This is a genomic window from Sedimentimonas flavescens, assembly GCF_025154035.1.
Lineage (GTDB): Bacteria > Pseudomonadota > Alphaproteobacteria > Rhodobacterales > Rhodobacteraceae > Rhodobacter > Rhodobacter flavescens.
In genome coordinates this window covers 233,595-259,008 of record NZ_JAOALJ010000006.1, presented here as the reverse complement: position 1 = coordinate 259,008, position 25,414 = coordinate 233,595, and the positions used below count along the sequence as shown (strand labels likewise).

At 64.5% G+C, this 25,414-nt stretch carries 31 protein-coding genes; 27 read left to right on the top strand and 4 right to left on the bottom strand.

Annotated features, from left to right (window positions below; all coding sequences use genetic code 11):
- Positions 1-11: 11 nt before the first annotated feature.
- From N3C64_RS13120 to N3C64_RS13050, 15 genes are all read left to right on the top strand, one after another.
- Positions 12-200, top strand: coding sequence for a hypothetical protein (locus tag N3C64_RS13120; RefSeq protein WP_218629580.1), 189 nt, complete (start codon positions 12-14; stop codon positions 198-200).
- A 3-nt stretch (positions 201-203) separates the two neighbouring features.
- Positions 204-983 carry a Ni/Fe-hydrogenase, b-type cytochrome subunit gene (gene cybH, locus N3C64_RS13115; RefSeq protein WP_260014803.1) on the top strand — a complete coding sequence of 260 codons (780 nt, stop codon included), beginning with the start codon at positions 204-206 and terminating at the stop codon, positions 981-983.
- Between the two features lie 278 nt (positions 984-1,261).
- Entirely contained in the window at positions 1,262-1,894 is a 633-nt protein-coding gene (locus N3C64_RS13110; protein WP_260014802.1) for a HyaD/HybD family hydrogenase maturation endopeptidase, read from the top strand.
- On the top strand, positions 1,894-2,214 hold the full coding sequence (locus tag N3C64_RS13105) for a HypC/HybG/HupF family hydrogenase formation chaperone (protein ID WP_218629583.1): 321 nt from the start codon (positions 1,894-1,896) through the stop codon (positions 2,212-2,214). Before N3C64_RS13110 ends, N3C64_RS13105 begins: the two co-directional genes overlap by 1 nt.
- Positions 2,215-2,230: 16 nt before the next feature.
- On the top strand, positions 2,231-2,647 hold the full coding sequence (locus N3C64_RS13100) for a thioredoxin domain-containing protein (protein WP_218629584.1): 417 nt from the start codon (positions 2,231-2,233) through the stop codon (positions 2,645-2,647).
- 4 nt (positions 2,648-2,651) lie between these two features.
- On the top strand, positions 2,652-3,479 hold the full coding sequence (locus N3C64_RS13095; protein WP_260014801.1) for a hydrogenase expression/formation protein: 828 nt from the start codon (positions 2,652-2,654) through the stop codon (positions 3,477-3,479).
- Positions 3,479-4,288: a [NiFe]-hydrogenase assembly chaperone HybE gene (locus tag N3C64_RS13090; RefSeq protein WP_260014800.1), complete on the top strand. Its 810-nt coding sequence runs from the start codon at positions 3,479-3,481 to the stop codon at positions 4,286-4,288. Before N3C64_RS13095 ends, N3C64_RS13090 begins: the two co-directional genes overlap by 1 nt.
- Positions 4,285-5,172: a hypothetical protein gene (locus N3C64_RS13085; RefSeq protein ID WP_260014799.1), complete on the top strand. Its 888-nt coding sequence runs from the start codon at positions 4,285-4,287 to the stop codon at positions 5,170-5,172. Before N3C64_RS13090 ends, N3C64_RS13085 begins: the two co-directional genes overlap by 4 nt.
- A complete protein-coding gene (gene hypA / locus N3C64_RS13080) occupies positions 5,165-5,506 on the top strand; it encodes a hydrogenase maturation nickel metallochaperone HypA (protein ID WP_260014798.1) in 342 nt (113 codons plus the stop codon). The genes N3C64_RS13085 and hypA overlap by 8 nt, the downstream gene beginning before the upstream one ends.
- Positions 5,506-6,354, top strand: coding sequence for a hydrogenase nickel incorporation protein HypB (hypB, locus tag N3C64_RS13075; RefSeq protein ID WP_260014797.1), 849 nt, complete (start codon positions 5,506-5,508; stop codon positions 6,352-6,354). The genes hypA and hypB overlap by 1 nt, the downstream gene beginning before the upstream one ends.
- Positions 6,354-7,829, top strand: a complete 1,476-nt coding sequence (locus N3C64_RS13070) for a sigma-54-dependent transcriptional regulator (protein ID WP_218629590.1) — start codon at positions 6,354-6,356, stop codon at positions 7,827-7,829. The genes hypB and N3C64_RS13070 overlap by 1 nt, the downstream gene beginning before the upstream one ends.
- Positions 7,829-8,119, top strand: a complete 291-nt coding sequence (gene hypC / locus N3C64_RS13065) for a HypC/HybG/HupF family hydrogenase formation chaperone (protein WP_218629591.1) — start codon at positions 7,829-7,831, stop codon at positions 8,117-8,119. Before N3C64_RS13070 ends, hypC begins: the two co-directional genes overlap by 1 nt.
- A complete protein-coding gene (hypD, locus tag N3C64_RS13060) occupies positions 8,116-9,252 on the top strand; it encodes a hydrogenase formation protein HypD (RefSeq protein WP_260014796.1) in 1,137 nt (378 codons plus the stop codon). The genes hypC and hypD overlap by 4 nt, the downstream gene beginning before the upstream one ends.
- A gap of 50 nt (positions 9,253-9,302) precedes the next feature.
- A complete protein-coding gene (hypE, locus tag N3C64_RS13055; RefSeq protein ID WP_260014795.1) occupies positions 9,303-10,325 on the top strand; it encodes a hydrogenase expression/formation protein HypE in 1,023 nt (340 codons plus the stop codon).
- A gap of 504 nt (positions 10,326-10,829) precedes the next feature.
- The gene (locus N3C64_RS13050) at positions 10,830-11,564 is read left to right on the top strand and encodes a hypothetical protein (protein WP_260014794.1); all 735 of its coding nucleotides are present in this window, start codon (positions 10,830-10,832) and stop codon (positions 11,562-11,564) included.
- A 92-nt stretch (positions 11,565-11,656) separates the two neighbouring features.
- Here N3C64_RS13050 and N3C64_RS13045 read toward each other — a convergent pair whose 3' ends face one another.
- Positions 11,657-12,265, bottom strand: a complete 609-nt coding sequence (locus N3C64_RS13045; protein WP_260014793.1) for a transglutaminase-like cysteine peptidase — start codon at positions 12,263-12,265, stop codon at positions 11,657-11,659.
- A gap of 189 nt (positions 12,266-12,454) precedes the next feature.
- On the bottom strand, positions 12,455-13,891 hold the full coding sequence (locus N3C64_RS13040) for a tetratricopeptide repeat protein (protein ID WP_260014792.1): 1,437 nt from the start codon (positions 13,889-13,891) through the stop codon (positions 12,455-12,457).
- Positions 13,892-14,060: 169 nt separating this feature from the next.
- On the opposite strand from N3C64_RS13040, the gene N3C64_RS13035 reads away from it, so the two are divergent.
- From N3C64_RS13035 to N3C64_RS13005, 7 genes are all read left to right on the top strand, one after another.
- The gene (locus N3C64_RS13035) at positions 14,061-15,023 is read left to right on the top strand and encodes a TraB/GumN family protein (RefSeq protein ID WP_260014791.1); all 963 of its coding nucleotides are present in this window, start codon (positions 14,061-14,063) and stop codon (positions 15,021-15,023) included.
- Between the two features lie 78 nt (positions 15,024-15,101).
- Complete coding sequence (locus N3C64_RS13030; RefSeq protein WP_260014790.1) at positions 15,102-16,022, top strand: manganese-dependent inorganic pyrophosphatase; 921 nt, start codon at positions 15,102-15,104, stop codon at positions 16,020-16,022.
- A gap of 171 nt (positions 16,023-16,193) precedes the next feature.
- On the top strand, positions 16,194-17,072 hold the full coding sequence (locus N3C64_RS13025) for a TIGR01459 family HAD-type hydrolase (RefSeq protein WP_260014789.1): 879 nt from the start codon (positions 16,194-16,196) through the stop codon (positions 17,070-17,072).
- A 123-nt stretch (positions 17,073-17,195) separates the two neighbouring features.
- The gene (locus tag N3C64_RS13020) at positions 17,196-17,642 is read left to right on the top strand and encodes a MaoC family dehydratase (RefSeq protein ID WP_218629602.1); all 447 of its coding nucleotides are present in this window, start codon (positions 17,196-17,198) and stop codon (positions 17,640-17,642) included.
- 29 nt (positions 17,643-17,671) lie between these two features.
- Positions 17,672-18,595: a bifunctional riboflavin kinase/FAD synthetase gene (locus tag N3C64_RS13015; RefSeq protein ID WP_260014788.1), complete on the top strand. Its 924-nt coding sequence runs from the start codon at positions 17,672-17,674 to the stop codon at positions 18,593-18,595.
- Between the two features lie 46 nt (positions 18,596-18,641).
- On the top strand, positions 18,642-19,091 hold the full coding sequence (locus N3C64_RS13010) for a YcgN family cysteine cluster protein (protein ID WP_218629604.1): 450 nt from the start codon (positions 18,642-18,644) through the stop codon (positions 19,089-19,091).
- On the top strand, positions 19,088-20,137 hold the full coding sequence (locus tag N3C64_RS13005) for a threonine aldolase family protein (protein ID WP_260014787.1): 1,050 nt from the start codon (positions 19,088-19,090) through the stop codon (positions 20,135-20,137). The genes N3C64_RS13010 and N3C64_RS13005 overlap by 4 nt, the downstream gene beginning before the upstream one ends.
- A 52-nt stretch (positions 20,138-20,189) precedes the next feature.
- On the opposite strand, the gene N3C64_RS13000 is transcribed toward N3C64_RS13005, so the two are convergent.
- Positions 20,190-21,392 (bottom strand): pyridoxal phosphate-dependent aminotransferase, encoded by a 1,203-nt coding sequence (locus N3C64_RS13000; protein WP_260014786.1) that lies wholly within the window; start codon positions 21,390-21,392, stop codon positions 20,190-20,192.
- An 80-nt stretch (positions 21,393-21,472) separates the two neighbouring features.
- On the opposite strand from N3C64_RS13000, the gene N3C64_RS12995 reads away from it, so the two are divergent.
- The 5 genes from N3C64_RS12995 (at position 21,473) to N3C64_RS12975 (ending at position 24,372) form a co-directional block, all read left to right on the top strand.
- Positions 21,473-21,853 (top strand): helix-turn-helix domain-containing protein, encoded by a 381-nt coding sequence (locus tag N3C64_RS12995; RefSeq protein WP_218629607.1) that lies wholly within the window; start codon positions 21,473-21,475, stop codon positions 21,851-21,853.
- Complete coding sequence (locus tag N3C64_RS12990) at positions 21,850-22,131, top strand: FAD assembly factor SdhE (protein WP_260014785.1); 282 nt, start codon at positions 21,850-21,852, stop codon at positions 22,129-22,131. The genes N3C64_RS12995 and N3C64_RS12990 overlap by 4 nt, the downstream gene beginning before the upstream one ends.
- Before the next feature lie 60 nt (positions 22,132-22,191).
- Positions 22,192-22,683, top strand: a complete 492-nt coding sequence (locus tag N3C64_RS12985; protein ID WP_260014784.1) for a MarR family winged helix-turn-helix transcriptional regulator — start codon at positions 22,192-22,194, stop codon at positions 22,681-22,683.
- A gap of 81 nt (positions 22,684-22,764) precedes the next feature.
- Positions 22,765-23,925, top strand: coding sequence for a serine hydrolase domain-containing protein (locus N3C64_RS12980; protein ID WP_260014783.1), 1,161 nt, complete (start codon positions 22,765-22,767; stop codon positions 23,923-23,925).
- Between the two features lie 63 nt (positions 23,926-23,988).
- Positions 23,989-24,372 (top strand): DUF2237 family protein, encoded by a 384-nt coding sequence (locus N3C64_RS12975; RefSeq protein WP_218629611.1) that lies wholly within the window; start codon positions 23,989-23,991, stop codon positions 24,370-24,372.
- Here the strand turns inward: N3C64_RS12975 and epmA are convergent.
- Positions 24,345-25,409, bottom strand: coding sequence for an EF-P lysine aminoacylase EpmA (gene epmA / locus N3C64_RS12970; protein ID WP_260014782.1), 1,065 nt, complete (start codon positions 25,407-25,409; stop codon positions 24,345-24,347). The two genes, N3C64_RS12975 and epmA, sit on opposite strands and share 28 nt — an antisense overlap.
- Positions 25,410-25,414 lie beyond the last annotated feature (5 nt).

Sequence of the window (25,414 nt, the reverse complement as noted above, 5' to 3'; positions counted from 1 at the left end):
GGGAGGAAACCATGAAGAAACTTGCACTTATGTCTGCGCTCGTGGCGGCTCCGGCCTTCGCGCATGAGGGGCACCCCGAAGCCACCGGGCCCTTCGGGCACGAGATCGCGCACCTCGCCCTGGCGGCGGGGGCAATCGTCGCGGTCTATGTGGGCCTTGAGGCGCTGCGCAAGGTGGTGGCCTGGCTCCGGGAGCGCTGAGCCATGAGCGACAGCAACATTCACAGCTCGGCCCGCGCGCCCGACGAGATATTCGAGGCGGCGCGCCTGACCGGCGATGCCACGCTTGAGGATCTCGAGTCCATCCGTCGCCGCACCTCGGTCTATGTCTACGAGGCGCCGGTGCGCCTGTGGCACTGGGTCAACGCGCTGGCGATCACCGTTCTTTGCGTGACGGGTTTTCTGATAGGGAGCCCGTTGCCCTCGATGCAGATCGACGAGGCCTATAACCAGTTCGTCTTCGGCTACATCCGGTTTGCGCATTTCGCGGCCGCGATGATCCTGACCGTCGGGTTCTTCGGGCGTATCTACTGGGCGTTCGTGGGTAACCATCATGCCAAGCAGATGTTCTACATCCCCATCTTCAACCGCCGCTACTGGAGCGAGCTGTTCTTCGAGTTGCGCTGGTACTTCTTCCTCGAGAGTGAGCCGAAAAAATACGTGGGCCACAACCCGCTTGCGCAGATCGCCATGTTCTTCTTCATGACGCTCGGGCTCAGCTTCATGCTGGTTACCGGATGGGCGCTTTATGCCGAGGGCGCGGGGCAGGGCAGTCTTCCTGATACCGCGATGGGCTGGGTGTTGGGGATCGTGCAGAACAGCCAGCGGCTGCACACGCTGCATCACCTGGGCATGTGGGGCATCGTGGTCTTCATGATCATCCATATCTACGCTGCGATCCGCGAAGATATCATGAGCCGTCAGTCGATGGTTTCGACGATGATTTCCGGACACCGGACCTTCAAGGATGACCGTGTCGAGTGAGGCTCTTCGAAGCCGGGAGTATAGGGCGCGAGGGAAACCTCGCGCCTTTTTCTTGGTATGGACGCTTCCAATTTTTCCAAGATAGTGGAAAGCTACTTTCCTGTTTTGCTGTGTGGATGCTTCTTGGTGGAGGCGCAAAATATTGCAAAAACAGTCAGATACGCGAATTGCGATGAGGTTGGCGATTTTCGCGGTGAGGCGGCTCTGCAAAGTCTATTTTCGAATCCAATCGCGGGCGTAAAGCCTCTTGCCAGCATCCGGTCTTAGGGAGGGACCTCATGCCAGCCAGCCAACCTGAAAAGGTACTTATCCTCGGGATCGGAAACGTGCTGTGGGCCGATGAAGGCTTTGGCGTGCGCTGCGTCGAAACCATGGCGCAATCCCACGCCCTGCCAGAAGACGTGCGCATCATGGATGGCGGAACGCAGGGGCTCTACCTGCTGCCTTTCCTTGAGGAAGCCGATGCGCTTCTGGTCTTCGATGCAATCGATTTCGGGCTGGAGCCGGGTACGCTCCGGGTGCTGCGTGACGACGAGGTGCCCGCTTTCATGGGGGCCAAGAAGATGTCGCTGCATCAGACGGGCTTCCAGGACGTTCTGGCCACGGCTGCCCTTCTGGGTCGCGCGCCAGAGCGTTTGACGCTGATCGGTTGCCAGCCGGTCGAGCTTGAGGACTACGGCGGCGGGTTGCGCCCGGCGGTGGCCGCGCAGATCGCACCCGCCATCGACTACGCCGTCGCCGAGTTGACGCATTGGGGTTTCCCGATTGTCGCGGGCAGCACCGAAACCGGCGATCTGGCCGACAGTTCGATCCGCCGCGACGCCTATGAGGGCGGCCGCCCGGCGGCGCACGAAGCCTGCCGCACCGGGGATGAACGCTTTTTCCCGACGAGCGCGAAGGAGCCCGCCTGATGTGCGTAGGTGTTCCCGTTCAGCTGATCGCCTGCGACGGCATTCGTGGTGAGGTGCTCGAGGATGGCCAGCCGGGGCTGATCGACCTGTCACTGACCCCGGATGCACGCCCTGGCGACTGGCTGCTCGCGTTTCTCGGCAGCGCCAGAGAGATCATCGACGCGGATCAGGCAAGCAAGATCTCGGCGGCGCTTGAGGGGCTGCGCGCCGTAATGGCCGGAGGCGATCCGGGGTCGGCCTTTGCCGATCTGGAGGCCCGCGAGCCGCAACTTCCCGCCCACCTTCAGGCCGCGCTGGCCGCTGGCCGCTCTCACGGTTGAGATAAACGAGGACAAGATGCACGATCTGGTTTCCCCCGCCGCCCCTGCCGCCTCTGGCAAGACCCATCCGTTGGTTGCCCGATTGATGACTGAGCTAGGCTATCCGCGCCTTGCCGATTTCGAAGACCTGCGGCGCTTCATCAACCTTCCGGGCGCGCATTGCATCTTCGTGCCGGGCGATGCGGCGCGAAACCTTGAAACGCCGGACGCGGCGGTCATCCTGCCCGAGCTGCGAATGACCTTCCAGCATGCCTTCGACTGTGCCGTCGCCGATGACGCCATCGAGGCCAAGCTGCGCGAGGCAACGCGGGCGCTGAAGACACCCGCCTTTCTGTTCTACCGCGACGGTACCTTCCTGGGCGCGATCGAGAAGATCCGCGACTGGGACGACTACATGACCCGTGTGACCCATATACTCTCTGTGAAAGGCTGACCTGATGGTTTCGAACTTTCATCTGCCGCCCATTGGCTTTGGTCCCGGATCGCAGTCCGAGGAGGGCGAAGAGTTGCACTACATGCAGCTTCCCTCGGGGATGCGAACCTACTCGGCGCACATGCCGGAGATCGATGATCCCTCAGCGGTGACACCAGCCCTGAAGACGTTGGCCGATATCGCCTCGTCCGCCGAAGCTTGTGCGCGGGGCGGCATGGCGCGCTTCGATCTGGGTGGCCTCGATGCGGCCAATCGAGCTCTGATCGCCGAGGCCATGGGGCAGGGCGAGGTGGCGATGCGAATTCGCGGCATTCCGGCGCTGCGGGTGCAGGAGTCGGTCTTTGCCGGGGTCTGGATGATCGCCGGGGCCGGTGTTGACCAGATCGAGGTCGGCGCGGTGCCCTCGGCGGCGCTTGGCCGCGCGTTCGAACCCTTCCGCCCCGCGAAAGGAGCGCGCCATGCGCTATCGGCCGGGGTCGTGAATGCGCCCGCGCTGGCAGTTGAGTTGCTGGACAAGTCGGCCGCCTACATGGGCGGTGCGCCGCATGTGGTCAACCTGACCCTGTTGCCGCACACCGAAGAGGACCTGATCTGGCTCGATGAGGTACTCGGCGAAGGCGCTGTGACGATCTTGTCGCGCGGCTACGGCAACTGCCGCATTACCGCGACGGCCACTCCGCATGTCTGGCGGGTGCAGTTCTTCAACTCAATGGACACGCTCATCCTCGATACGTTCGAGGTGACGACGATGCCCGAGGTCGCCATGGCCGCGCCCGAGGATCTGGCCGACAGCGCCGAGCGCATCCAAGAAGTGCTGGAGGCGACCCGGTGATGCCGCGCGGGTTCGAAGGGTCCTACATGGGGGCGAACGACCGGATTTCGGATCGGGCCGTTATGGAATGCAAGATCTGCTGGACGCCCTATGACCCTGCCGAGGGCGACGACTTCCGCCAGATCCTGCCAGGGACACCGTTCTCGGCTCTGCCCGGGGACTGGAAATGCCCCAATTGCGATGCGCCAAAAGAGCAGTTCATGGTTCTGGAAGACCCCGGCGCCCCGGAGATGCTTGAGGCGCGCCGTATCGAGGAGGTGGTCGCCCGCCTGGTCGCCGACTTCCGAGAGGTCTGGCACGCGAAGATGCGCGATGTGCCTATGGTGAACAAGGCACTCTCCGTCGAGGCGGTCGGTTTTCGCAGCCATGAGGGGCGCCCGCTTGGGGTGCTGCTAAGCCCGTGGTTCATGAACCTGATCCTTCTGCCTCGCGCCGATGAGGATTGGTCGAGCCTGCTGCCCGGTGCGAAGGAGCAGATCGAGTTCCCCTCGGGCACTTATGAATTCCTGCACAACACGCGCGAGATGGTCGGGGGTTACAAGGCGTGTTCGCTGTTCTCGCCGATGGGGGATTTCCAGACCCAGATGCAGGCGACCGATGTCGCCCGCGCGGTCATGGACGAATTGTTCAAAGAGGAGAACCGCGCCGAGACCGACCGCAAGGCCGAGATCCGCGCCGCCCGTGAGGCCGAACTGGAGGCCGTCGCCGAGGCTGAATCGGAGCCGGAAGCCGCCCAACCCACGCGGCGCCGGCTGATATCGGCGGGCTTGGCCGACGCGGCGCACACGCGGGAAAGCGGGGCGGAATGAACGGGGCGCTCGGCATTCATCTTGCGGTGAGCGAGGGGCGTGTCTCGCCTGCGATCACCTCAGCCACGGCGGTGCCCGTGGCCACCATGATGATTGGCCGGGTACCGGAAGAGGTCGCGGCGCTGATGCCGCGCCTGTTCAATCTGTGCGGCGTCGCGCAGGGGCTTGCCGCCCGTCTGGCGCTTGGTTTGCCGCATGAGGGGGGCGGAGATCTTGGGCGCGAGATCTTGCGCGACCATCTTGCCAAGCTTTGCCTGCACTGGCCGCACCTGTTGGGGCTGGCGCCCGCGCCGTTGCCCGAGGGTTGGTCTGCGGGCGGCGCGCCGCTTGTTGCGGCCATCTGGGGTGGGGCGCGTCCCACTCATGCGGCGGATTGGCTCGCCTCGGGGCGTGGGGTCGCGCCGGTTCTTGCGGCGCTGGCGGCCAGTTTTTCGCCGGGCGAGGCAGTCGCGCAGGTGCCTGCCCTGACTGCGCCGCTCAGCGTCACGGCGCAGGAAAACTCGCCTGCGGGACGCAGTGCGGATGACCCGCTGATGGCTCAGATCGCGCGCGATTTCGGGCGCGGTCCGCTTTGGCGCGCGTTTGGTCGGTTGGTCGATCTGGCGCGGATGGCAGAGGCACCGCCGCAAGCGGAGCTGATTGCGGCGGGAACCGCTCTGGTTCCGGCGGCACGCGGCACCTACGCATTGACCGCGCACCAGAAGGACGGGCGCGTCACCGCCTTTACGCGCGTGACCCCGACCGATCACCTGACCGCGCCGGGTGGCGCATTGGAGCAATCTCTGGCCCGGCTACCTGCGGCAAAACTCTCGCTCGCGCGGCTGGTGGTCGATATCCTCGACCCCTGTGTGCCGGTAGAGATCGCGGAGGTGAGCCATGCATGAGATGTCGATCGCCGAGGGTATTCGCGGCATCATCGAACAATCCGCGCGGCAAAACGGGTTTGAGCGCGTGACGCGCGTGCGTCTTGAGATCGGCCGCTTCGCGGGCGTGGAAACCGGGGCGCTGAGCTTTGCCTTCGAGGTGGTGATGCGCGGCTGCGCGGCCGAGGGGGCCGCGCTTGAGATTATCGAACTGCCTGGGCGTGCGCTTTGCTACGACTGCGGCGAGACCGTCGAGATCGCCGACCGTCTCGACCCATGCCCCAACTGCGGCGGTGGCAAGTTGCTGGCGCGAGGCGGGGATGAGATGCGGATCAAGGATATGGAGGTGCTGTGATGTGCACGGTTTGCGGCTGTAGCGGGCATAGCGTGGAGGATCAGTTCCGCGCCCATCTGGAAAAGACCGGCCAGGCCAAGCCCGCGCCCTTCGCGATGATCGCTCCGAAGCACGCGGCACCGACAGGCCACAGCCACGATTTGCACATGGGTCTTGGCCCGGCGGGAACCGAGGTGCCGGGCATGAGCCAGGCGCGTCTGATCGAGATCGAGACGGACATCCTGAACAAGAACAACAGCTATGCCGCGCGCAACCGGACTGCTCTCTCGGCGAAAGGTATTCTGGCGGTCAATCTGGTCTCGTCTCCGGGGTCGGGCAAGACCACGCTTCTGTGCCGCACGATCGAGATGCTGGGCGCACAGCCGCTGGCGGTGATCGAGGGCGACCAGCAGACCAGCAACGACGCCGACCGCATCCGTGCCACCGGCGCTCCGGCGCTTCAGGTCAATACCGGCAAGGGCTGCCATCTGGACGGCAACATGGTCGAGCAGGCATTGGCGCGACTGGATCTGCCTGCGGGCGCGCTGCTTTTCATCGAGAATGTCGGCAACCTCGTGTGCCCGGCTGCGTTCGACCTGGGCGAGGATGCCAAGATCGCGATCCTGTCGGTGACCGAGGGCGAGGACAAGCCGCTCAAATACCCCGACATGTTCGCGGCCGCGCGGCTTGCTATCCTCAACAAGATAGACTTGGCGCCGCATTGCGATGTGGATCTTGATCTCTACGAGGCCAACCTGCGCCGCGTGAACCCCGAAATCGAAGTGCTGCGCCTGTCCGCCCGCACCGGTGAGGGGATGGCGGGCTGGATCGACTGGCTCAGACGCGGTCTGGCCGCGAAGGGGGCGTGATGGCTGGCTCGGCACGCCCCGCGATCCTGCTTGTCGATGACGAGCCGCATTCGCTCTCGGCGATGAAGATGGCGCTTGAGGATGAGTTCGAGATTCTGACCGCGACCGGCGCCGAGCAAGCCTCGCTCTTGCTTGAGGAAGAATGGGTCCAGGTGATCTTCTGCGACCAGCGGATGCCGGGCCGCTCGGGGGTCGAGTTCCTCTCGGAGGTGCGAGAGCGCTGGCCGGAGACCGTGCGGATCATCATCACCGGTTACACCGACACGCAGGCGATGGTCTCGGCGATCAATGACGCGGGCATCCATCAGTTCCTGACGAAGCCCTGGCATCCCGAACAGCTTCTTGCCGCCGCCCGGAACGCCGCGCGGATGTTCCAGCTGGCGCGCGAGAATGAGCGCATGGCACTGGAGATGCGTTTTCTCAACACCACCTCGGAAAGCCGCCTTGAGAAGCGCCGCCGCGCACTGCGCGAGGGGATGGGGTTCGAAACCATTCTGCGCGCGCCCTGCTCGGCGATGAATCTGGTTGTAGAAACGGCGCGGCAATATGCCAGTTTCGATGTTCCCGTCCTGATCCGTGGCGAGCCGGGCACCGGCAAGGCGCAAATGGCGCGGGCGATGCATTACAGCTCGTTGCGTTCGGACAAGCCCTATTACGAGTTGAATCTCGCGGGGATGCCCGAAGAGCTTGTGATGATTGAGCTGTTCGGCGCCAAGCGGGGGGTGTTGCCCGGTGGTGTCGCCAAGATCGGTCTGGCGCAGAAGGCCGATCGCGGCACTCTGTTTCTGGCGGGGATCGAGTCGGCCTCGCCCGCTTTGCAGCTTCAACTGTTGCGGATGCTGAGCGATGGGGCGATCTCGCCGCTCGGCGGACAGGAGACGATCTCGACCAACCTGCGGTTGATTTGCGGTGCGGCGGGCGATCTGCGGCAGGCCGTGGCCGATGGCCGTTTTCGCGCGGATCTTTATTTCGCGATCTCGGTGGGCGAGGTCGCGCTGCCGCCCCTGCGGGCCCGGCGCGGTGATGTGGCGCTGCTGGCGCAATCGGTTCTGGCGGATGTGGCGGCGGCGCATGGCAAGCAGCTTCTGGGCTTCGATGCCCCGGCGCTGGAGTTTCTGGAGAATTACGACTGGCCCGGCAATCTGCGCGAACTGACCAACGAGGTGACGCGGATGCTGATCTTCGCGCAGGAGAACGTGCTCGGGGCCGATGTGATCTCGCGCCATATCTTGCAGGCTCCGCCCTCAGAGGAGGGGGCTGATCGCGCGGCCGAGGGCGTGATGACTGCCGAGGGGACACTCAAGGATCGCGTCGAGCTGATTGAGATGCGGATCCTTCGCGAAACCCTGACGCGCTGTCGCTGGAACAAGAGCCGTGCGGCGGCGGAGCTTGGCCTGTCGCGCGTGGGGCTGCGCGCAAAACTTGACCGTTATGGCATCACCGATCCGTCGGCTGCCCATGAGGAGGAAGACTGATGTGCTTGGGAATACCGGGACAGATCGTTGCAATCACCGATGAAGGGCGCCTGCTGGCCATGGCCGAGGTGTCAGGTGTGCGCCGCGAGGTGAACGTGGCCTGTGTGGCCGAGGGGGCGCTTGAGGCGCTGGTCGGTCAGTGGGCTCTGATCCATGTCGGCTTTGCGATGAGCCTGATCGACGAGGACGAGGCGGCAAAGACGCTTGAGGCGCTGCGCGATCTGGGAGAGGCGCAGGAAACGTTGGAACAGATGGCCGCGGGGGCCGCCGCACTGGAGGAACGAGCATGAAATTCGCATCCGAATTCCGCGACCCCAAGGCCGCGAAGGTGCTTCTGGCCGAGATTGCGCGCGTGGCAGACGAGATCGGCGCCACCCGCGAAAAGCCGGTGCACATCATGGAAGTCTGCGGCGGACATACGCATTCGATCTTTCGCTACGGTCTGGACAAGCTGGTCCACGAGGGGATCGAGTTCATCCACGGACCCGGCTGCCCGGTCTGCGTGCTGCCGCGATCGCGCGTCGATGAATGCATCGAGATTGCCGAGAGGCCGGGGGTTATCTTCACCACCTTCGGTGATGCGATGCGGGTGCCGGGCTCCAAGCGATCATTGCTGCAATCCAAGGCTGACGGGGCGGATATCCGCATGGTCTACAGCCCGCTCGACGCACTGGAACTGGCGCGCCGCAACCCCGAACGCGAGGTGGTCTTCTTCGGTCTGGGGTTCGAGACTACAACACCCTCGACCGCGCTCGCGATCCAACAGGCGGCGCGCGAGGGGCTGACGAACTTCTCGGTCTTTTGCAATCACATCACAGTCCCCGAACCGATCAAAGCGTTGCTCGACGATCCGCATATGTGCCTGGACGGGTTCATCGGACCCGGTCATGTCAGCATGGTCATCGGTATCCACCCTTACGACTTCATCGCGCGCGACTATGGCAAGCCGCTGGTGGTGGCGGGGTTCGAACCGACGGACCTTCTGCAATCGGTGCTGATGGTGCTCAGCCAGATCGCGCAGGGTCGCGCGGAGGTTGAGAACCAATACGCTCGCGTCGTGCCGGAACATGGCAACCGCGTAAGTCTTGCCGCAATCGCCGATGTCTATGAGCGCCGCCCGAGCTTCGAGTGGCGCGGCCTGGGGGAGATTGATGCCTCGGGGCTGCGAATTCGCCCGGCCTATGCGGCGTTCGACGCCGAGGAGAAATTCGGCATTGGCTATGCGACGGGCCGGCGCGAGGTGGAGGAGGCCGAGGGCTGTGCCTGTGGCGCTGTGATGACCGGGCGCGTGAAGCCCGTGCAGTGCCCGCAGTTTGGCAAGGGATGCACGCCGGAAATGCCGCTTGGGGCTTTGATGGTCAGCTCCGAAGGGGCGTGCGCGGCCTACTGGCAATATGGCGGCGCCCGCGCGGCGGCCGAGTGAAGGAACCGGGGCTCTGCCCCGGACCCCGGGATATTTGGAGCAAAGACGAAATGGCACTGCGGGACGAACGGGTAACGCTGGCGCATGGTGGCGGCGGCAAGGCAATGCGGGATCTGATCGAGGAGGTGTTCACCTCGGTCTTCCAGCCGCCGGGCATGGAGGATCAGGCGCGCCTGAGCGCCGAGGCCCTCACGGAGCCGGGCGCGAAACTGGCCTTTACCACGGACAGTTTCGTTGTGACGCCGCTTGAATTTCCGGGCGGCGACATCGGCAAGATCGCGGTCTGCGGGACGGTCAACGATCTTGCGGTGGGCGGCGCGCGCCCGCTGTGGCTGTCTGCGGCCTTCATCATCGAAGAGGGTACCGAAATCGCACTTTTGCGGCGCATCGTGGCAACCATGGCACGCGAGGCCGAGGCTGCGGGGGTGCGTATCGTGACAGGCGATACAAAGGTCGTCGGTCGTGGCGGCTGCGATGGGGTTTTTGTCACGACGGCAGGCGTGGGCGTGATCCCTCCCGGGCGCGTGATGGGGGCTGAGCGGGTGCGCCCGGGCGATGTGGCGATCGTGAACGGTGTTCTTGGGGATCACGGCGCGACGATCCTAGCGGCGCGCGGCGATCTATCGATCAGTTCGGCGATCAAGAGCGATTGCGCCTCGCTCGGGCATCTGATGGAGGCCGTGATCGCCGCGGCTCCGCAGGCGCGTGCCGCGCGCGATCTGACACGCGGTGGCCTTGCCTCCGCGCTCAATGAGATTGCAGAAGCGGCCGGGTGCGGGATCGAGATATCCGAGGCCGATCTGCCCCTGCGGGCTGAGGTGGTGGGTACCTGCGAGATTCTAGGGCTCGATCCGCTTTACCTGGCGAATGAAGGGCGCGTCGTTGTTTTTGTTCCACCAGAAGAGGCGCAGGCCGCGCTGACGGCGATGCGGGCATTCGCTGAGGGTCGCGATGCTGTCGTCATCGGGCAGGCCGTGTCCGCGCACGCGGGCCAAGTGCGTATGAAGACCGCATTGGGCGGCGCACGTATCGTGGACATGCTGGTGGGCGAGCAACTGCCGCGGATCTGCTGAGCGGGCGAGTTTGGCCCTGTCCGATGCTCACCCGGATGATCGCCGCCGCACGGCGGTTTCGGGGGAATGGGCCATTGCGGTTGAGCAGTTTTGCGTGCTGTTGGCCATGTGGGCAGGGCAGGCGATACATATCTTTTTGCCGATGCATGACGGACGCTGCCCGGCTCTCGCCACGATTGTGACAAAATCTCCCGATTCTTGACCGTTTCGTCAGTTCCCGTGATGCGGTTCTATTGTTCGCATAACAGGAACTAACTGTTCAGCCCGGGCGTGTTATCTCGCCCGGCTTCTGCCGATAATTCAAAAAAACCACTGAAAATATAAGGTTACGTTTGGTCAACCGTGCCGTGTTGGAACGTTCTCGGTCCTGTTGGGCCCCGATCTCGCGGAGTTTATCGATGGTTCCAATTGGGGCGAAATCGTGGCATCATTATGGGGCAAATTGGTTCAGAAAGCGGCGCAAGACGGGCAGTACCTGTCGGGGTCGCGATGGTGGGGATGATTATGAAAAAGAAAAACTTGTTCTTACTGACGATTTCGGGTGCGGCAATTTCACTCGCAATCTCGTCGGGTTCGGCTGCCGCGCAGACGACCTGTGACCGCTCGACCGCGATCCAGTCGCTCTCTGCGGATACGCTTTGCGGGTGCGACGTGGTGACCCGCGACATGCTGAGATACATTCAGGGGCATGAGATGTTCGAGGAGGTCCTTCAGGCGACCTCGGCGCGCTGCCCCGGTTTTGCGGCAGTTCTGACTGACCAGCCGACAGCGTCGATCGCTGGCAATCCGAACGGGACCAACGGCGGCGGCAATACGGACGGCAACAACTTCGGCGGCTCCTCGGGCGGCGACGGCGGTTCCTCGGGTGGCGACGGCGGCTCCTCGGGCGGCGACGGCGGTAGCTCGGGCGGCGACGGCGGCTCCTCGGGCGGCGACGGCGGCTCCTCGGGCGGCGACGGCGGTTCCTCGGGCGGCGACGGCGGCTCCTCGGGTGGCGACGGCGGCTCCTCGGGCGGCGACGGCGGCTCCTCGGGTGGCGACGGCGGCTCCTCGGGTGGCGACGGCGGCTCCTCGGGCGGCGACGGGGGTTCCTCGGGTGGCGACGGCGGCTCCTCGGGCGGCGACGGCGGTAGCTCGGGTGGTTCCGGCGGTGGCGGCTGCAACAACGGCGGCGGTAACGGGTCCGATGGCTGTACCCCTGGCCGTGGCCGTGGCAAGCGCGCCGGTCAGGACGACTAAGGGCCGCGAAGGCTCTAAGGCTTCCGGCTTCGTGTCGGCTTCAGATATAGAAAACCGGAAAGCGCGCCCAAGAGGCGCGCTTTTTCTTTGGCTCAGGCTCCGCGTAAGACGTTCATCCAGCGGGAGGGCTTGGCCGGATCCTGCATTCGCAGAAAGAAGTAGCGCGTGCTTTTCCACGTCTTGACCTGGCTCGTGAGGTTGTCGAGCACGTAGTCGCCCTGATCCGAGCGATAGATCAGCACGGCGTGAGGGTTGCGCTTGCGGTCGAGGGCCGTGGCGATCAGCAGCCGCTGCGGATCGATGCCGCGACGGATCAGTTCGTATTTCTTCAGTAGCGCGAAATCTTCGCAATCCCCGCCGCGCTTGGTGGGTAGCGCCCAGTTCTCGGCCACGCCATATTGCCGCTTATCATCAATCGAGCGGACTGCGCGGTTGACCTGGCTGTTCACCGCCTTGATCAGCCGAAACTCATCGGCGACGCGCTGCACGGGGGCCTGGCTCGTGGCGCAGGCCCAGTCGTATTGCTGGCACAGTGCGCGGGCACCGGACGGGGCAGGGGCCGCGCCCCTCGATTGGAGGAAGGCGGTGCTCATGATGGCGTCGGCGCTTTGCGGTGTCAGCAGCAGCCCGAAACCCAGGCCAGCAAGGATCGCGCCCGACAGGGCTCGTCTAAGGTTCGCGCGGAAACTGGTGTCGGTCATTTTGCGCCTACTGATTATGCTCTGACAGGCGCGTAGCGGTAAACCCGGAAGGGTCGCACCGGCACGGCACGGGCAGAGCGGCCTGTCAGTCAGGCTGCGGGCCAAAATGGGCAAAACGGCGGCATGATCTGGGTAAGAGTCGGGTCATCCTGTGCCAAGGGGCGCGTTCTGCGCCCCAAGGCGGCGGGGTCAGCGCGCGAGCAGCTCGCCGATGACCTTCGGCTGCATCACGTCATTGGCGCAATCGGTGAAGTGGCGCGTCGCCTCGCAGGCGCGCCAGAGGGCGTTGATCGTGCGGCGGGTTGCCATCCCGTCGATCTTGCCTGAATAGCTTCCGTCCGCCGTCATCGCGCCTTGCAGCAGGTAGATCGCGAAGTTCGGGTTGGCTTTGTAGAGCTGCTCGCCGAACCAGTTCGATTTCAGTTCCGGACGGGCGAGGAAACGATCGCGCAGGGCAGGGTAGGCCGACAGAACGCGCACTTTAGCGGCGTCGATGCTCAGGGTGTATTGCGCGATCTCATCGGCGCTGAGAAGCGCCGCATAGCGTTCAAGATAACCCCGCGCGCGTTCGGGCTCCTTGCGGATGTTCAGGTGGTTGCCGTCGCGCACCAGCGGAATGAGGAAATGCAACGCGTCCTTGTTGCCCTCGTCCGCTGCCGCTTCCAGACCGGCTAACGTGGCCGGCCCGCTTGCGCGCATGCTGATGCCCCACATCTGACGTTCGGCTTGCAAGACAGCGATCCGGGTTTCGCCCGCCTCAACGGCCTTCTCGGCGAAATCGTCAAACTTGGCGCGTGAGCGGCCCGCGAGGTAGCCATACATCGCGCCTTCCGCCAGAGCGCTCCAAGCCGCGCCCTCGCCAAGTTCGCCCGCGCGTTTGAGGATGGTCTCCGAGCCCGCGCGGTCGCGCAGGCTCCACATCAGCATCGTGCCATAGTCTTTCAGCCCCGCGCCATTGCCGGTCTCGGCCGCGCTTTCCGACAGCATCAGGGCACGCGCCCGGTCGCGGGGCGCGCCGATACCATAGAGATAGAACGCGGCGAGGGTGACCTGCGCCTTGTCGTCACCCTCGGCGATGGCCTCTTCCAGCAGCGCAAGACCCTGATCGACGTCGCGCTCCAGCGCCCAACCGGCAATGAGTTGCTCCCCAAGGATGCGCCGCGCGTCCGGGTCACCCGCTTCGTGTGCAGTCGTCAAAAGCGACTTGGCGCGCGCGGGGTCGGCCTCGTGGCGGAACCCCCACAGGAGCGCCTCGGCCAGGGTAATCTGGGCATGTGTGCTGCCCGCTTCGGAGGCTGCTTCCAGCAGGGCAAAGGCGCGCTCGGGCTCCGGCGGGATGTAATAGCCATCAAGCAGAACCTTGCCGAGCGTGGCCTGTGCGGCGACATCCCCCGCCTCCGCGGCCTGACGCAACAAGGCGATGCCCGCGGGAATATCCTGCTTGGCACCTGAAATGCCGTATAGAAGCGCCTCGCCCAAGGTTCGGCCAGCCTCGGCATTGCCAGCCGTGGCCTCTGTGCGAAGGGCTTCCAGATCGAGGTCTTCCGCCTGCGCTATCCCGGCGGCGACCCCCAGAACTGCGGCTATGAATAGTGTCCGCAAAGGGCTGTTGCCACGGCGTCTCATCCGATCCTCCCGGTGATCAGTTCGCGCTTTCCCTATTGTGCGCCCCACGCGGGCTTGAGGCAATGACCCTGTGACATTACGTCTTGGACTTGAAGATGGCGCGTGGCACCCTCACGCCAATGATTTGATTGAAGGATGGTTCATGCGCTCCCTTGGCCTTTTTGCGTTCGTGGTTTCAACCTTTTGCGCCGGGGCGGCGGTGCAGGCGGCCTGCACCGGGCAAGACCTTTTCGCCGCCATGCCCGAGGCACGCCAGAATGCAATGCGCGAGGCTGCCCATGCCGCGCCCCACGCCCAGGGGCTTTTGTTCCGCGCGACGCGGGGCGACGAGACGGTGACCCTGCTGGGGACCTATCACCTTCCCGATCCGCGCCACGAGCCGCTGCTGGCCGAGGTGCGGCCAGCGCTCGATACCGCCGCGGCGGTTTTGGTTGAGGCCGGGCCCGTCGAGGAGGAAGCCCTGCAGGCCGAGATGGTGCGCAACCCGATGCTGATGTTCTCGGACGGGCCGACCCTGCCCGAGGTGCTGCCCGAGGAGTTGTGGCAAGAGGTGATGGCGCTTGGCTCCAGCCGCGGGGTGCCTTCGGTCCTGCTGGCCAAGATGCGGCCCGCCTTCCTTGCGACGACGCTGGCGATGCCGCCTTGCGCGACCGCCGAGATTGCTGCGGGTAAGCTTGGCCTCGACAAACAACTGATCGCCGAGGCCGAGGCGCGCAATGTCCCGGTGCAGGCGCTCGAGCCGTTCGACACGATCTTCCGCATCTTCGACCAGATCCCCGACAGCGAGACGGTCGATCTGCTGCGAAGCGCCGTCATCGGCGCCGAGCAGGCCGACGCGACCGCCGTGACCATGGGAGAGCTTTATTTCGCCCGCGAGCCGCGGCTGATCTGGGAGTTCTCGCGCGAGTTGTCGTTGCAAGGCGGCATGAGCGCGGAAACCATCGCCCGCCAGCTTGAAATGTCCGAGCGCCTGCTGATCACGCAGCGCAACCAGAACTGGGTGCCGGTGATCGAGGAGGCCCTTGCAAAAGGCCCCGTGATCGCTGCGGTCGGCGCGATGCACCTGTCAGGCGATCATGGCGTCTTGCATCTGCTTGAGCAGCGCGGCTTCACCGTCGAGCGTCTCGACTAGGCGTTAGCGCCAACTTGATGACAAGCATTGCTGCACCGCATATAAGGCGCGCGAAACCGTTCATACCCGAGGGATTCCATGACCACCAAGGTTTTCGGCCACAAGGCCCCCGACACCGACTCGACCGGCTCGCCCATCATCTGGGCCTGGTATCTGAACGAAGTCAAAGGCATCGCCGCCGAGCCGGTGCTGCTGGGCGAGCCCAACACCGAGGCGGCCTTCGTGCTCAAGCACTGGGATCTGCCGAAGCCCGCGATCATCGAAAGCGTGGCCGAGGGCGAGAAAGTCGTCATCGTTGACACCAACAACCCCGCCGAGCTGCCCGAGGGCATCAACAAGGCCGACATCACCGCGATCATCGACCACCACAAGCTGGTCGGCGGCCTGGAGACCAAGGGTCCGATCGACATCACGATCCGCCCGCTCGCCTGCACCGCGACCATCATGCATGACCTGATCGGCGACGCTCTGGCCAAGGCGCCCCGCGGGATCAAGGGCGCGATGCTGTCGTGCATCCTGTCGGACACGCTCGAATTCCGCTCGCCGACCACCACGGCGCATGACAAGGCGGTCTGCGAGGCGCTGGCCGCCGATCTGGGCGTCAGCATGAACGAACTGGCCACCGCGATGTTCGAAGCCAAGTCGGACGTCTCGGCCTTCTCGGATGCTGCGCTGCTGCGCATGGATTCCAAGGAATACAACGTCGATGGCACCGAACTGCGCGTCTCGGTTCTCGAAACCACCGCGCCCAAGCTGATCCTCGATCGCAAGGACAACCTGATGGCCTCGATGGTTGATGTGGCCAAGGAAGACGGCGCCGACCAGGTGCTGCTTTTCGTCATCGATATCCTGAAGGAAGAGGCGACGCTGCTGGTCCCGAACGATCTGGTCAAGAAGATCGCCGAGGCTTCGTTCGGCTGCACGGTCTCGGGCGACAGCGTCGTTCTGCCCGGAGTCATGTCGCGCAAGAAGCAGATCATCCCGGCGCTCAAGGTCTGAGATCGCTGAAACCGGATTGAAAAGGCGGGGAGTTTCCCCGCCTTTTTCATTGCGCGAAGGGGCAGGGCGCGGGCTTTGCCTTTCGTTGCCCGCGTGTCATATAACGCGGGTAGGAAACATGGCGCGGAGTTCCGCTTGGAACCACCGCCAATTCAAGAACTTGAGGCCCAGATGACCCGGATCGTCCAATCGCTTGCCGAAATCTCGGCATCCTATGATGCGTTGTTTTGTGATCTGTGGGGGTGTCTGCACAATGGCGTGGCGCCTTTCCCTGAGGCCGTTGCGGCGCTTCAGGCGTTTCGCGCCAAGGGCGGCAAGGTCGTGCTGCTGACCAACGCGCCGCGCCCGTCGAAATACGTTATCGCGACGCTTGATCGCATGGGTGTGCCCAAGGATGCCTACGATCTGGTCGTGAGTTCGGGCGATGCGGCGCAGGACGCGATGTTCGCCGGTGCCGTGGGCAGCAAGGTCTGGCAGCTTGGCCCCGAGAAGGACGACGGCTTTTTCACCGAGGTTCCGCCGGAATGGCAGGGGCAGAGCAGCATCGAGCGCGTGCCTTTCGAAGAGGCCGAAGGCATCGTCTGCACCGGCCCCTTCGATGAATTGAACGAGGTGCCCGAGGACTACCGCCCGAAATTCCTGTTGGCCAAGATGCGCGGCCTGCCGATGCTCTGCGCCAACCCCGATATTGTCGTCGATCTGGGCGAACAGCGGATCTACTGCGCCGGCGCGCTTGCCGCGCTCTATGAAGAGATGGGCGGCACGGCGCTTTACTTCGGCAAGCCGCATCCGCCGATCTATGACCTTGCGCGGCGCAAGCTGGCCGCCGTTGGTCTGCCAGAGGACGCGGGCATCCTGGCGATCGGCGACGGGATCAATACCGATGTCATGGGGGCGGCAGGCGAGGGGATCGACGCGCTGTTCGTGACGGGCGGCCTTGCGGTCGATCAGTTCGGCCCCGATCGCCGCAACCCGTCGCCTGAACTGCTGACCGCCTGGCTTGCGGCGCGCCAGCAGGACCCGACATACACTATCAGCACCCTGCGCTGAGGTCGTCCGGCAACATTCTTTCGAATGACGCGCCGAATGGGCAAATAAGTTGCGTGAGCGCTTGTGTTTCGTGCTGAGCCCGTGCTATGCCGCAGTGCAACATTTCTTCTGAGGGCAGGACCGATGAGCACCGAAACCATCACCCGCGGCACGATCTATCTTGAGGATCTGGAAATCGGGATGACCCGCACGGTGTGCAAGGTCATCACCGACCGCGACATCGAGATGTTCGCCGAGGTCTCGACCGACCACAACCCGGTTCACCTGAATGACGAGTATGCCGACGCGACCATGTTCAAGGGCCGCATCGCGCATGGGATGCTCAGCGCGGGCCTGATCTCGGCGGTGATCGGCGAGCAGCTTCCGGGCCATGGCACGATCTATCTGGGCCAGTCGCTCAAGTTCACTGCGCCGGTGCGTCCGGGCGAAGAGGTCTGCGCCGAGGTCAAGGTTGTCTCGATTGATCACGCGCGGCGTCGGGTGACCCTTGAAACCCGGTGTCTGGTGGGCGATACGGTGGTCATCAAGGGCGAGGCGCTGGTTCTGGCACCCTCGCGCGGCAACGACTGACCGGCGACCTCGCCGGAGAGGCGGGGACGATGCAGAAATACACCCACTGGACGGGTTTGCCGGAAACGGCCCGTGGCGCCTCTGTCGCCATGGGCAATTTCGATGGCGTCCATCTGGGGCATCAGTCGGTGATCGACCTCGCGCGCGGCAAGGGCCCGCTTGGCGTCGTGACCTTCGAACCCCATCCGCGTGAATTCTTCGCCCCCGACGCGCCGCCCTTCCGGCTGATGAATGCCGAGGCGCGCGGGCACCGCCTGCAAAAACTTGGCGTCGAGCGGCTGTTCGAACTGCCATTCTTGGGTGAGCTGTCGGGGATGGAGGCCGATGTCTTCGTGCGCGACGTGCTGGTCTCGGGTCTGGGTGTGGCCCATGTCGCGGTTGGCGGCGATTTCCGCTTCGGCAAGGGCCGCAAGGGCGATGCGCAGATGCTGGACGATCTGGGCCGCGAACACGGGTTCGATGTGACCATCGCACCACTGTTGCATATCGACGGGCTCGAGGTGTCCTCGACCGCGATCCGCAAGGCGCTGGCCGAGGGGCGCCCGGGTGACGCCGCCGCCATGCTGGGCCACCTGCACCGGATCGAGGGCGAGGTGATCCACGGCGAAAAGCGCGGTCGTGCGCTTGGCTATCCCACCGCGAATATGAGCGTGCATGGCCTGCACCTGCCGCGCCTTGGCGTCTATGCGGTCAAGGTCGATGTGCTCAGCGGCCCGCAGGCGGGCAGCTATCACGGCGCGGCCAGCCTTGGCGTACGCCCGATGTTCGGAGACAACACGCCGAACCTCGAGACCTTCATTTTCGATTTTGAAGGCGATCTTTACGGCAAGCACCTTTCGGTCGCGCTGGTCGAATACCTGCGCCCCGAGATGAAATTCGACGGGCTTGATGCGCTGATGGCGCAGATGGCCGAGGACTGCACCCGCGCCCGCGATATTCTCGCGCGGGCGTGATACGGCGCCCCTTCCCATTGGCGCGCGGTTGCGCCAATTTGCGCCGATGACCGACCTGCGCCCCGAATTCTGGACCCTGCCTCTGGCCAAGCTGACCCCCGATGAATGGGAGGCGCTTTGCGATGGCTGCGGCAAATGTTGCCTCAACAAGCTCGAATACGAGGATACGGGCGAGCTGGAGTTCACCCGCGTCTCCTGCCGCCTGCTCGATGGGGACAGCTGCCGCTGCATGTCTTACGAGAATCGCCGCGATTTCGTACCCGAATGCGTGCAGCTGACGCCTAAGTCGATCAAGAAGATCGCCTACTGGATGCCGCGCACCTGCGCCTATCGCCTGCGCTACGAAGGCAAGCCGCTGGAGCCGTGGCACTACCTCATCTCTGGGTCGCGCGAGACGATCCACGAGGCGGGCATCAGCGTGAAGGGTTGGGTCGTCTCGGAATCCGCGGTCCCCGAGGATGAGTGGGACCAATATGTGATTGAGGACTTGGGATGAACTTCGCCTCTGACAACACTTCCGGCGCGGCTCCGCAAATCATGGCGGCGCTGGCCCGTGCGAATGAAGGGCATCAGCCCTCTTACGGAAACGATCCGGTGACCCGCGCGGTCGAGGCGCGGATTCGCGAAATTTTCGAGGCGCCCGAGGCGCGCGTCTATCTGGTCGCGACCGGCACTGCCGCCAATGCGCTGTCCTGCGCGATCCTGACCGATCCTTGGGGTGCGGTTTTTTGCCACCGCAACGCCCATATTGAAGAGGACGAATGCGGTGCGCCCGAGTTCTACACCGGCGGCTCGAAGCTGATCCTGGTTGATGGCGCCCATGCCAAGATGGAGCCGCAGGCGCTGCGCCGTACCATTGCGCATACCGGGCAGGGCGGGGTCCATAACGTGCAGCGCGGAATGGTCTCGATCACCAACGCGACCGAGGCAGGGGCGGTCTATTCGCCTGCAGAAGTCAAGGCGCTCTGTGGCATCGCGCGCGATTTCCATCTGCCGGTGCATATGGACGGCGCGCGTTTCGCCAATGCGCTGGTCGCCGCCGGTTGTACGCCCGCAGAGATGACCTGGCGCGCGGGCGTCGATGTGCTCAGCTTCGGCGGCACCAAGAATGGCTGCCTGGGAGTCGAGGCGGTCGTGATCTTCGATCCCGCCTGCGCGCAGGAGTTCGAACTGCGCCGCAAGCGCGGTGGTCATCTGTTCTCGAAGCACCGCTTCCTTGCTGCGCAGATGCAGGCCTATCTAGAGGGCGACCTGTGGTTGCACCTTGCCCGCCACGCCAATGCGATGGCGGCGAAGCTTTCCGAAGGGGTGCGCGCCGCGCCGGGGGCAAAGCTTGTGCATCCGACTGAGGCGAACGCTGTCTTTGCGGCCTTCCCGCGTGCGGCCCATGCGCGCGCGCAGGCGGGCGGAGCGGCCTATTACCTCTGGCCCTTCGATCAGCCGCTCGGCGGTCCGGGCGAGGAACCTCTGGCCGCGCGACTTGTCTGTTCCTGGGCCACGACCGAGGCCGAGATCGACGCCTTCCTGTCGCTGATTTCATGAAAAAGGCGCGCACCCAACGGGTTGCGCGCCTTTTCTGTAGTTGTCTCTGAACTTACTTCAGGCCTTCGCAGAAGGTCTTGATGCGCGCGCAGGCCTCGGTCAGTTGCGCGTCCGAGGTCGCGTAGCTGATGCGGAAGTTCGGCGAAAGGCCGAAGGCCGAGCCGAAGACGACGGCCACGCCGGTCTCTTCCAACAGCGCCGTGGCGAACGCCTCGTCATCGGCGATTGCCGCGCCGCCCGCCGAGGTCTTGCCGATGCAACCCGCGATCGAGGGATAGACATAGAACGCGCCCTCGGGCGTCGGGCAGTTGATGCCGGGGCATTCGTTCAGCGCCTTGACCACCAGGTCGCGGCGACGCTCGAAGGCCACGCGGCTGTCGCGGATGTAATCCTGCGGGCCGTTCAGCGCCTCGACCGCCGCGTACTGGCTGACCGAGCAGGGGTTCGACGTCGATTGCGACTGCACCTTGCCGATTGCCTTGATGATCGACTCGGGGCCACCGGCATAGCCGATCCGCCAGCCGGTCATCGCATAGGCCTTCGACACGCCGTTGCAAGTCAGCGTGCGGTCGTAAAGGCCGGGCTCGACCTGCGCCGGGGTGACGAATTTGAAATCGCCGAAGACGAGGTGCTCATACATGTCGTCGGACATGATCCAGACCTGCGGATGACGCATTAGCACGTCGGTCAGCGCCTTCAGCTCTTCATGGCTGTAGCCCGCGCCAGAGGGGTTTGAGGGCGAGTTGAAGATGAACCACTTGGTCTTCGGGGTGATCGCGGCCTCAAGCTGTTCGGCGGTGATCTTGTAGCCGGTCTCCATCGGGCCAGTCACGAAGACCGGCGTGCCGCCTGCCAGCAGCACCATATCCGGGTAGCTGACCCAGTAGGGCGCGGGGATGATGACCTCGTCGCCGGGGTTCAGCGTGGCCACCAGCGCGTTGTAAAGCACCTGCTTGCCGCCCGAGCCCACGGTGATCTGCGAGGGGCTGTATTTCAGGCCGTTCTCGCGCTCGAACTTGGCGCAGATGGCTTTCTTCAGCTCGGGGATGCCGTCCACGGCGGTGTATTTGGTCTTGCCCGAGTTGATCGCGGCAATCGCGGCGGCCTTGATGTTGTCGGGCGTGTCAAAATCGGGCTCGCCCGCGCCAAGGCCGATCACGTCACGCCCAGCCTCCTTGAGCTCGCGCGCCTTGTTGGTCACCGCGATGGTGGGCGAGGGTTTGACGCGCGCCAGCGTGTCGGAAAGGAAAGCCATGAGGGGAACTCCGGTTTGTATCTGCCGGGTGCATGTCTTACGCTCGCGCCCGAAGCCGTTCAAGTGAAACAGGAGGCGAGATGAGCGACGATTGGTATGGGGCCGAACATGCGACCTTTGGGGATCGGCTGACCGGCGCGCGCGAAGCCGCCGGCATGAGTGTCGAGCAACTGGCCGAGAGGCTCGGGGTGCGACAGGAAACCCTGCAAAGCTGGGAGGATGACGCAGCCGATCCGCGCGCCAACCGGTTGCAGATGCTGGCGGGGATGCTGAATGTCTCGCTCATGTGGTTGCTGACCGGTAAGGGAGATGGGCTTGACGGCCCGCCCGAGGCAGTGGCACAGGCAGGTCAGGATCGTGCGCTTGTGCGCGAAATCCGGGCAATCCGCGATGTCATCGAGGAACTCGATGCGCGTCTGGGGCGGCTTGAGCGGAAACTGGTAGCGGGAGAGCTGGAATGAGCGAAACGGCAGAGGCGCGTCTCAAGCGGATGCGGATGCGGAGCTGGCGTCGCGGCACCAAGGAGATGGACCTGATCCTCGGCCCCTGGGCGGATGAGAAGCTGGCCATGATGGACGCTGACGCGCTCGATCTTTATGACGCGCTGCTCGAAGAGAACGATCAGGATCTCTATCCTTGGGTGTCGGGTGCGCAGCCTTGCCCGCCGCATTATCTCGATCTGCTGACCGAGATCGCGGGGTTCGCCAAGATGCGTCACACCCCGGCCGGGAACGCTTAACCGATCATTTGCGTTTTTCGTCCAGTCTCGGTCCAGCTTCCGAGACTTGCGGAGAAACGCATGACATTTCAGACCCCTTTGCCCGTCGCGCCGGGCCTGATGGCGGGCTACCTGGACAGCCTTGCGCTGGTCGAGCGGTTGCACCGCCTGCTGCTCGATGTGATCAAGGATGAGTTCGAGCGGTTGAACCTGCTGGAGATTAACCCGGTTCAGGCGCTCTTGCTGTTCAACATCGGCGATAACGAGGTGACGGCGGGCGAGTTGAAGACGCGCGGCTACTACCAGGGCTCGAACGTCTCCTATAACCTCAAGAAGCTGGTCGATGCGGGCTACATGCACCATCAGCGCAGCGAGATCGACCGCCGCTCGGTCCGGGTGCGGCTGACCGCGAAGGGGCGCCAGATGCGCGCGGCGGTGGGGGAGCTGTTTGAGCGCCACGCGACCGGGATGGAAGATCAGTCCGTCATCACCGCCGAGGCCATGGCCGATATGAACCGCACCCTGCGCCGGATGGAGCGCTACTGGTCCGAGCAGATCCGCTACATCTACTAGGCCCGCGTTACCCTGCGTTTCGCTTGCCCGACGCGGCCTTGGCGTGGTTGCCTTGCGGCATAGCGCATGGGGGAGGAACGGATGCGGCGATTTCTGCGGATCGGGCTGCGGATTCTTGTGGTGGTCGCGGCTCTGGCCGTTGCGCTCGCCGTGTGGAAACGCGAAGAGATCGCGCGGCTGATGGCGGTGAACAGCCTGTTCGCGGCGGAGCGCATCGTTCAGAACTTCTCGCACATGGATCGGCTGTTCCATTACCGCGTGCTGGATCGCGGCGACGGGCCCGTGTTGGCGCTTGCCCCTGGCGCGCCCGAGGCTCTGCCGCCCGACGCGGAAGACTGGATCGAGCGGCGATGGGTCACCGCGCTGATCGTTTTGCGCGACGGGAGCATGGTGCATGAAAGCTACCATCGCGGCACCGCGCCCGAGGATCTGCGGATCAGCTGGTCGATGGCGAAGTCGGTGCTCTCGGCGCTGTTTGGCACCTTGCAGGCCGATGGCACGATCCCCGATCTGGATCGGCAGGTGGTGGATTACGCGCCCTCACTGAAGGGCTCGGCCTATGATGGTGCGACGATCCGCGATGTGCTGACCATGTCTTCGGGCGTGGCTTTCAACGAGGATTATCTGGACTTCAACAGCGATATCAACCGGATGGGACGCGTTCTTGCGCTTGGTGGCTCGATGAACGAGTTCGCGGCCTCGCTGGCGGTGCGGGCCGCGGCGCCCGGCGCGCGGATGCATTACGTCTCGATCGATACGCATGTGCTGGGAATGGTGATCGCGGGGGCGACCGGGCGCGACCCGGCCGATTTGATGGCTGAACGCATCATCCGACCGATGGGACTTGAGGCCGCGCCCGAGATGCTGACCGATGGCGAGGGAACGGCCTTCGTGCTGGGCGGACTGAACCTGCGCACGCGCGACTATGCGCGGCTCGGGCAGATGTTCCTGCAAGAGGGGTTCTGGAACGGTCGGCAGATCGTGCCGGCAGACTGGGTGCGCGCCTCGACCACGCATCAGGCGCCGGGCGGGGCGGGCTACGGCTATCAGTGGTGGGTGCCGGTGGATAGTGCCGCGCATGGCAACGAGTACATGGCGCGCGGGATCTACGGCCAGCATATCTACGTCAATCCGGCGGCGCGCGTTGTCATCGCCGTCAATATGGCGGATCGCAACTTTGAGGAACCCGGCGTCGATGCCGACAACCTCGCCATGTTTCGCCGCATCGCCGGGGCGAACTGAGCGTTGACTTTGCCGGGGTGGGGCGAGACGCTGGCGGGCAGTGAAGTCAGACGGGGTGCGCGCATGGAAATGGAGCCTTCGGTGAATGTGCTGGGCGGCCCGCTCGAACCCTGCTCGATGGAGCCGCGCACGGGCTTTTTCCGCGATGGCCACTGCAACACCTGCTGGGAGGATGCCGGCGCGCATACCGTCTGCGTCGTGGTGAACGCGGAGTTCCTGGCCTGGTCGAGCTATGTCGGCAATGACCTGGTCACCCCGCGCCCCGAGTTCGCCTTTCCGGGGCTGAAACCCGGCGATCGCTGGTGCCTTTGCGCGGGCCGCTTCCTTGAGGCGCATGACGAGGGCTGCGCGCCCCAGGTCGTGCTGGAGGCTACGCACCGCCGCACGCTCGAGGTCGTGCCACTGGAGGTGTTGCGGCTTTACCGGCTGCTGTCGCCCTTTGGCTGAGGCTCGGCCACCGGGGTCCAGATTACATCGTCGATCTTCGGCGCTGAGGTGGCCAGCATCGCCAGCCGGTCAAAGCCAAGCGCGATCCCGGAGGCGGGTGGCATCAGGGCCAGCGCGGCCAGGAAATCCTCGTCGATCGGATAACGCTCGCCATAGATCGCCTGTTTCTCGTCCATCTCCAGCGCGAAGCGGCGGCGTTGCTCGGCGGGGTTTGTCAGCTCGCCAAAGCCATTCGCGAGTTCCACCCCGCAGGCATACAGCTCGAACCGCTCGGCCACGCGGGCGTCATCGGGGGCAGGGCGGGCCAGTGCAGCCTCGGCGGCCGGGTATCGATCAAGTACGGTCGGGCGGCCATGGCCCAGATGCGGCTCGACTTTTTCCACCAGCACCTTCGAGAGCAGGAAGGACCAGGTGTCATCCTCGCGCACCTTGATGCCCACGGCGCGGCACTGGGCGCGCAGCGCCTCGGCATCGGTCTCGGCGCCATCGCAGGTCGCCAGAAGATCGAGGCCTGCGTAACGCGAAAATGCCTCGGCTACGCTCATCCGTTCGGGTTCGGCGAAAGGGTCGCATTCGATACCGCGAAAGCGCAGGACCGTGCTGCCCGCCGCCTGCGCTGCCAGTCGCAGCATCGCCGCGCAGTCCTGCATCAGAACGGTGTAATCCTCGCCCACGCGATACCATTCGAGCATGGTGAACTCCGGGCTGTGCAGCGCGCCGCGCTCGCGGTTGCGCCAGACATGGGCGAAGGCGAAGATGCGTTGCTCGCCCGCCGCAAGCAGCTTTTTCATCGCGAACTCGGGGCTTGTATGCAGATACATCGGATGGGCGATGCCGTCATTGCCGATGGCGTGGGTCTCGAAGCCATGCAGATGCGCCTCGTTGCCGGGGCTGATTTGCAGCGCGACGGGATCGACCTCCAAGAAGTCCTGCTGTGCCAGCCATCCCCGGATCGCGTTCTGGATACGGTTGCGCGCCAAGAGCGCCGGTCGGCGGTCGGCGTGACGTTCGGGGCTCCACCACGGGGTCTGGCTCATGAGAT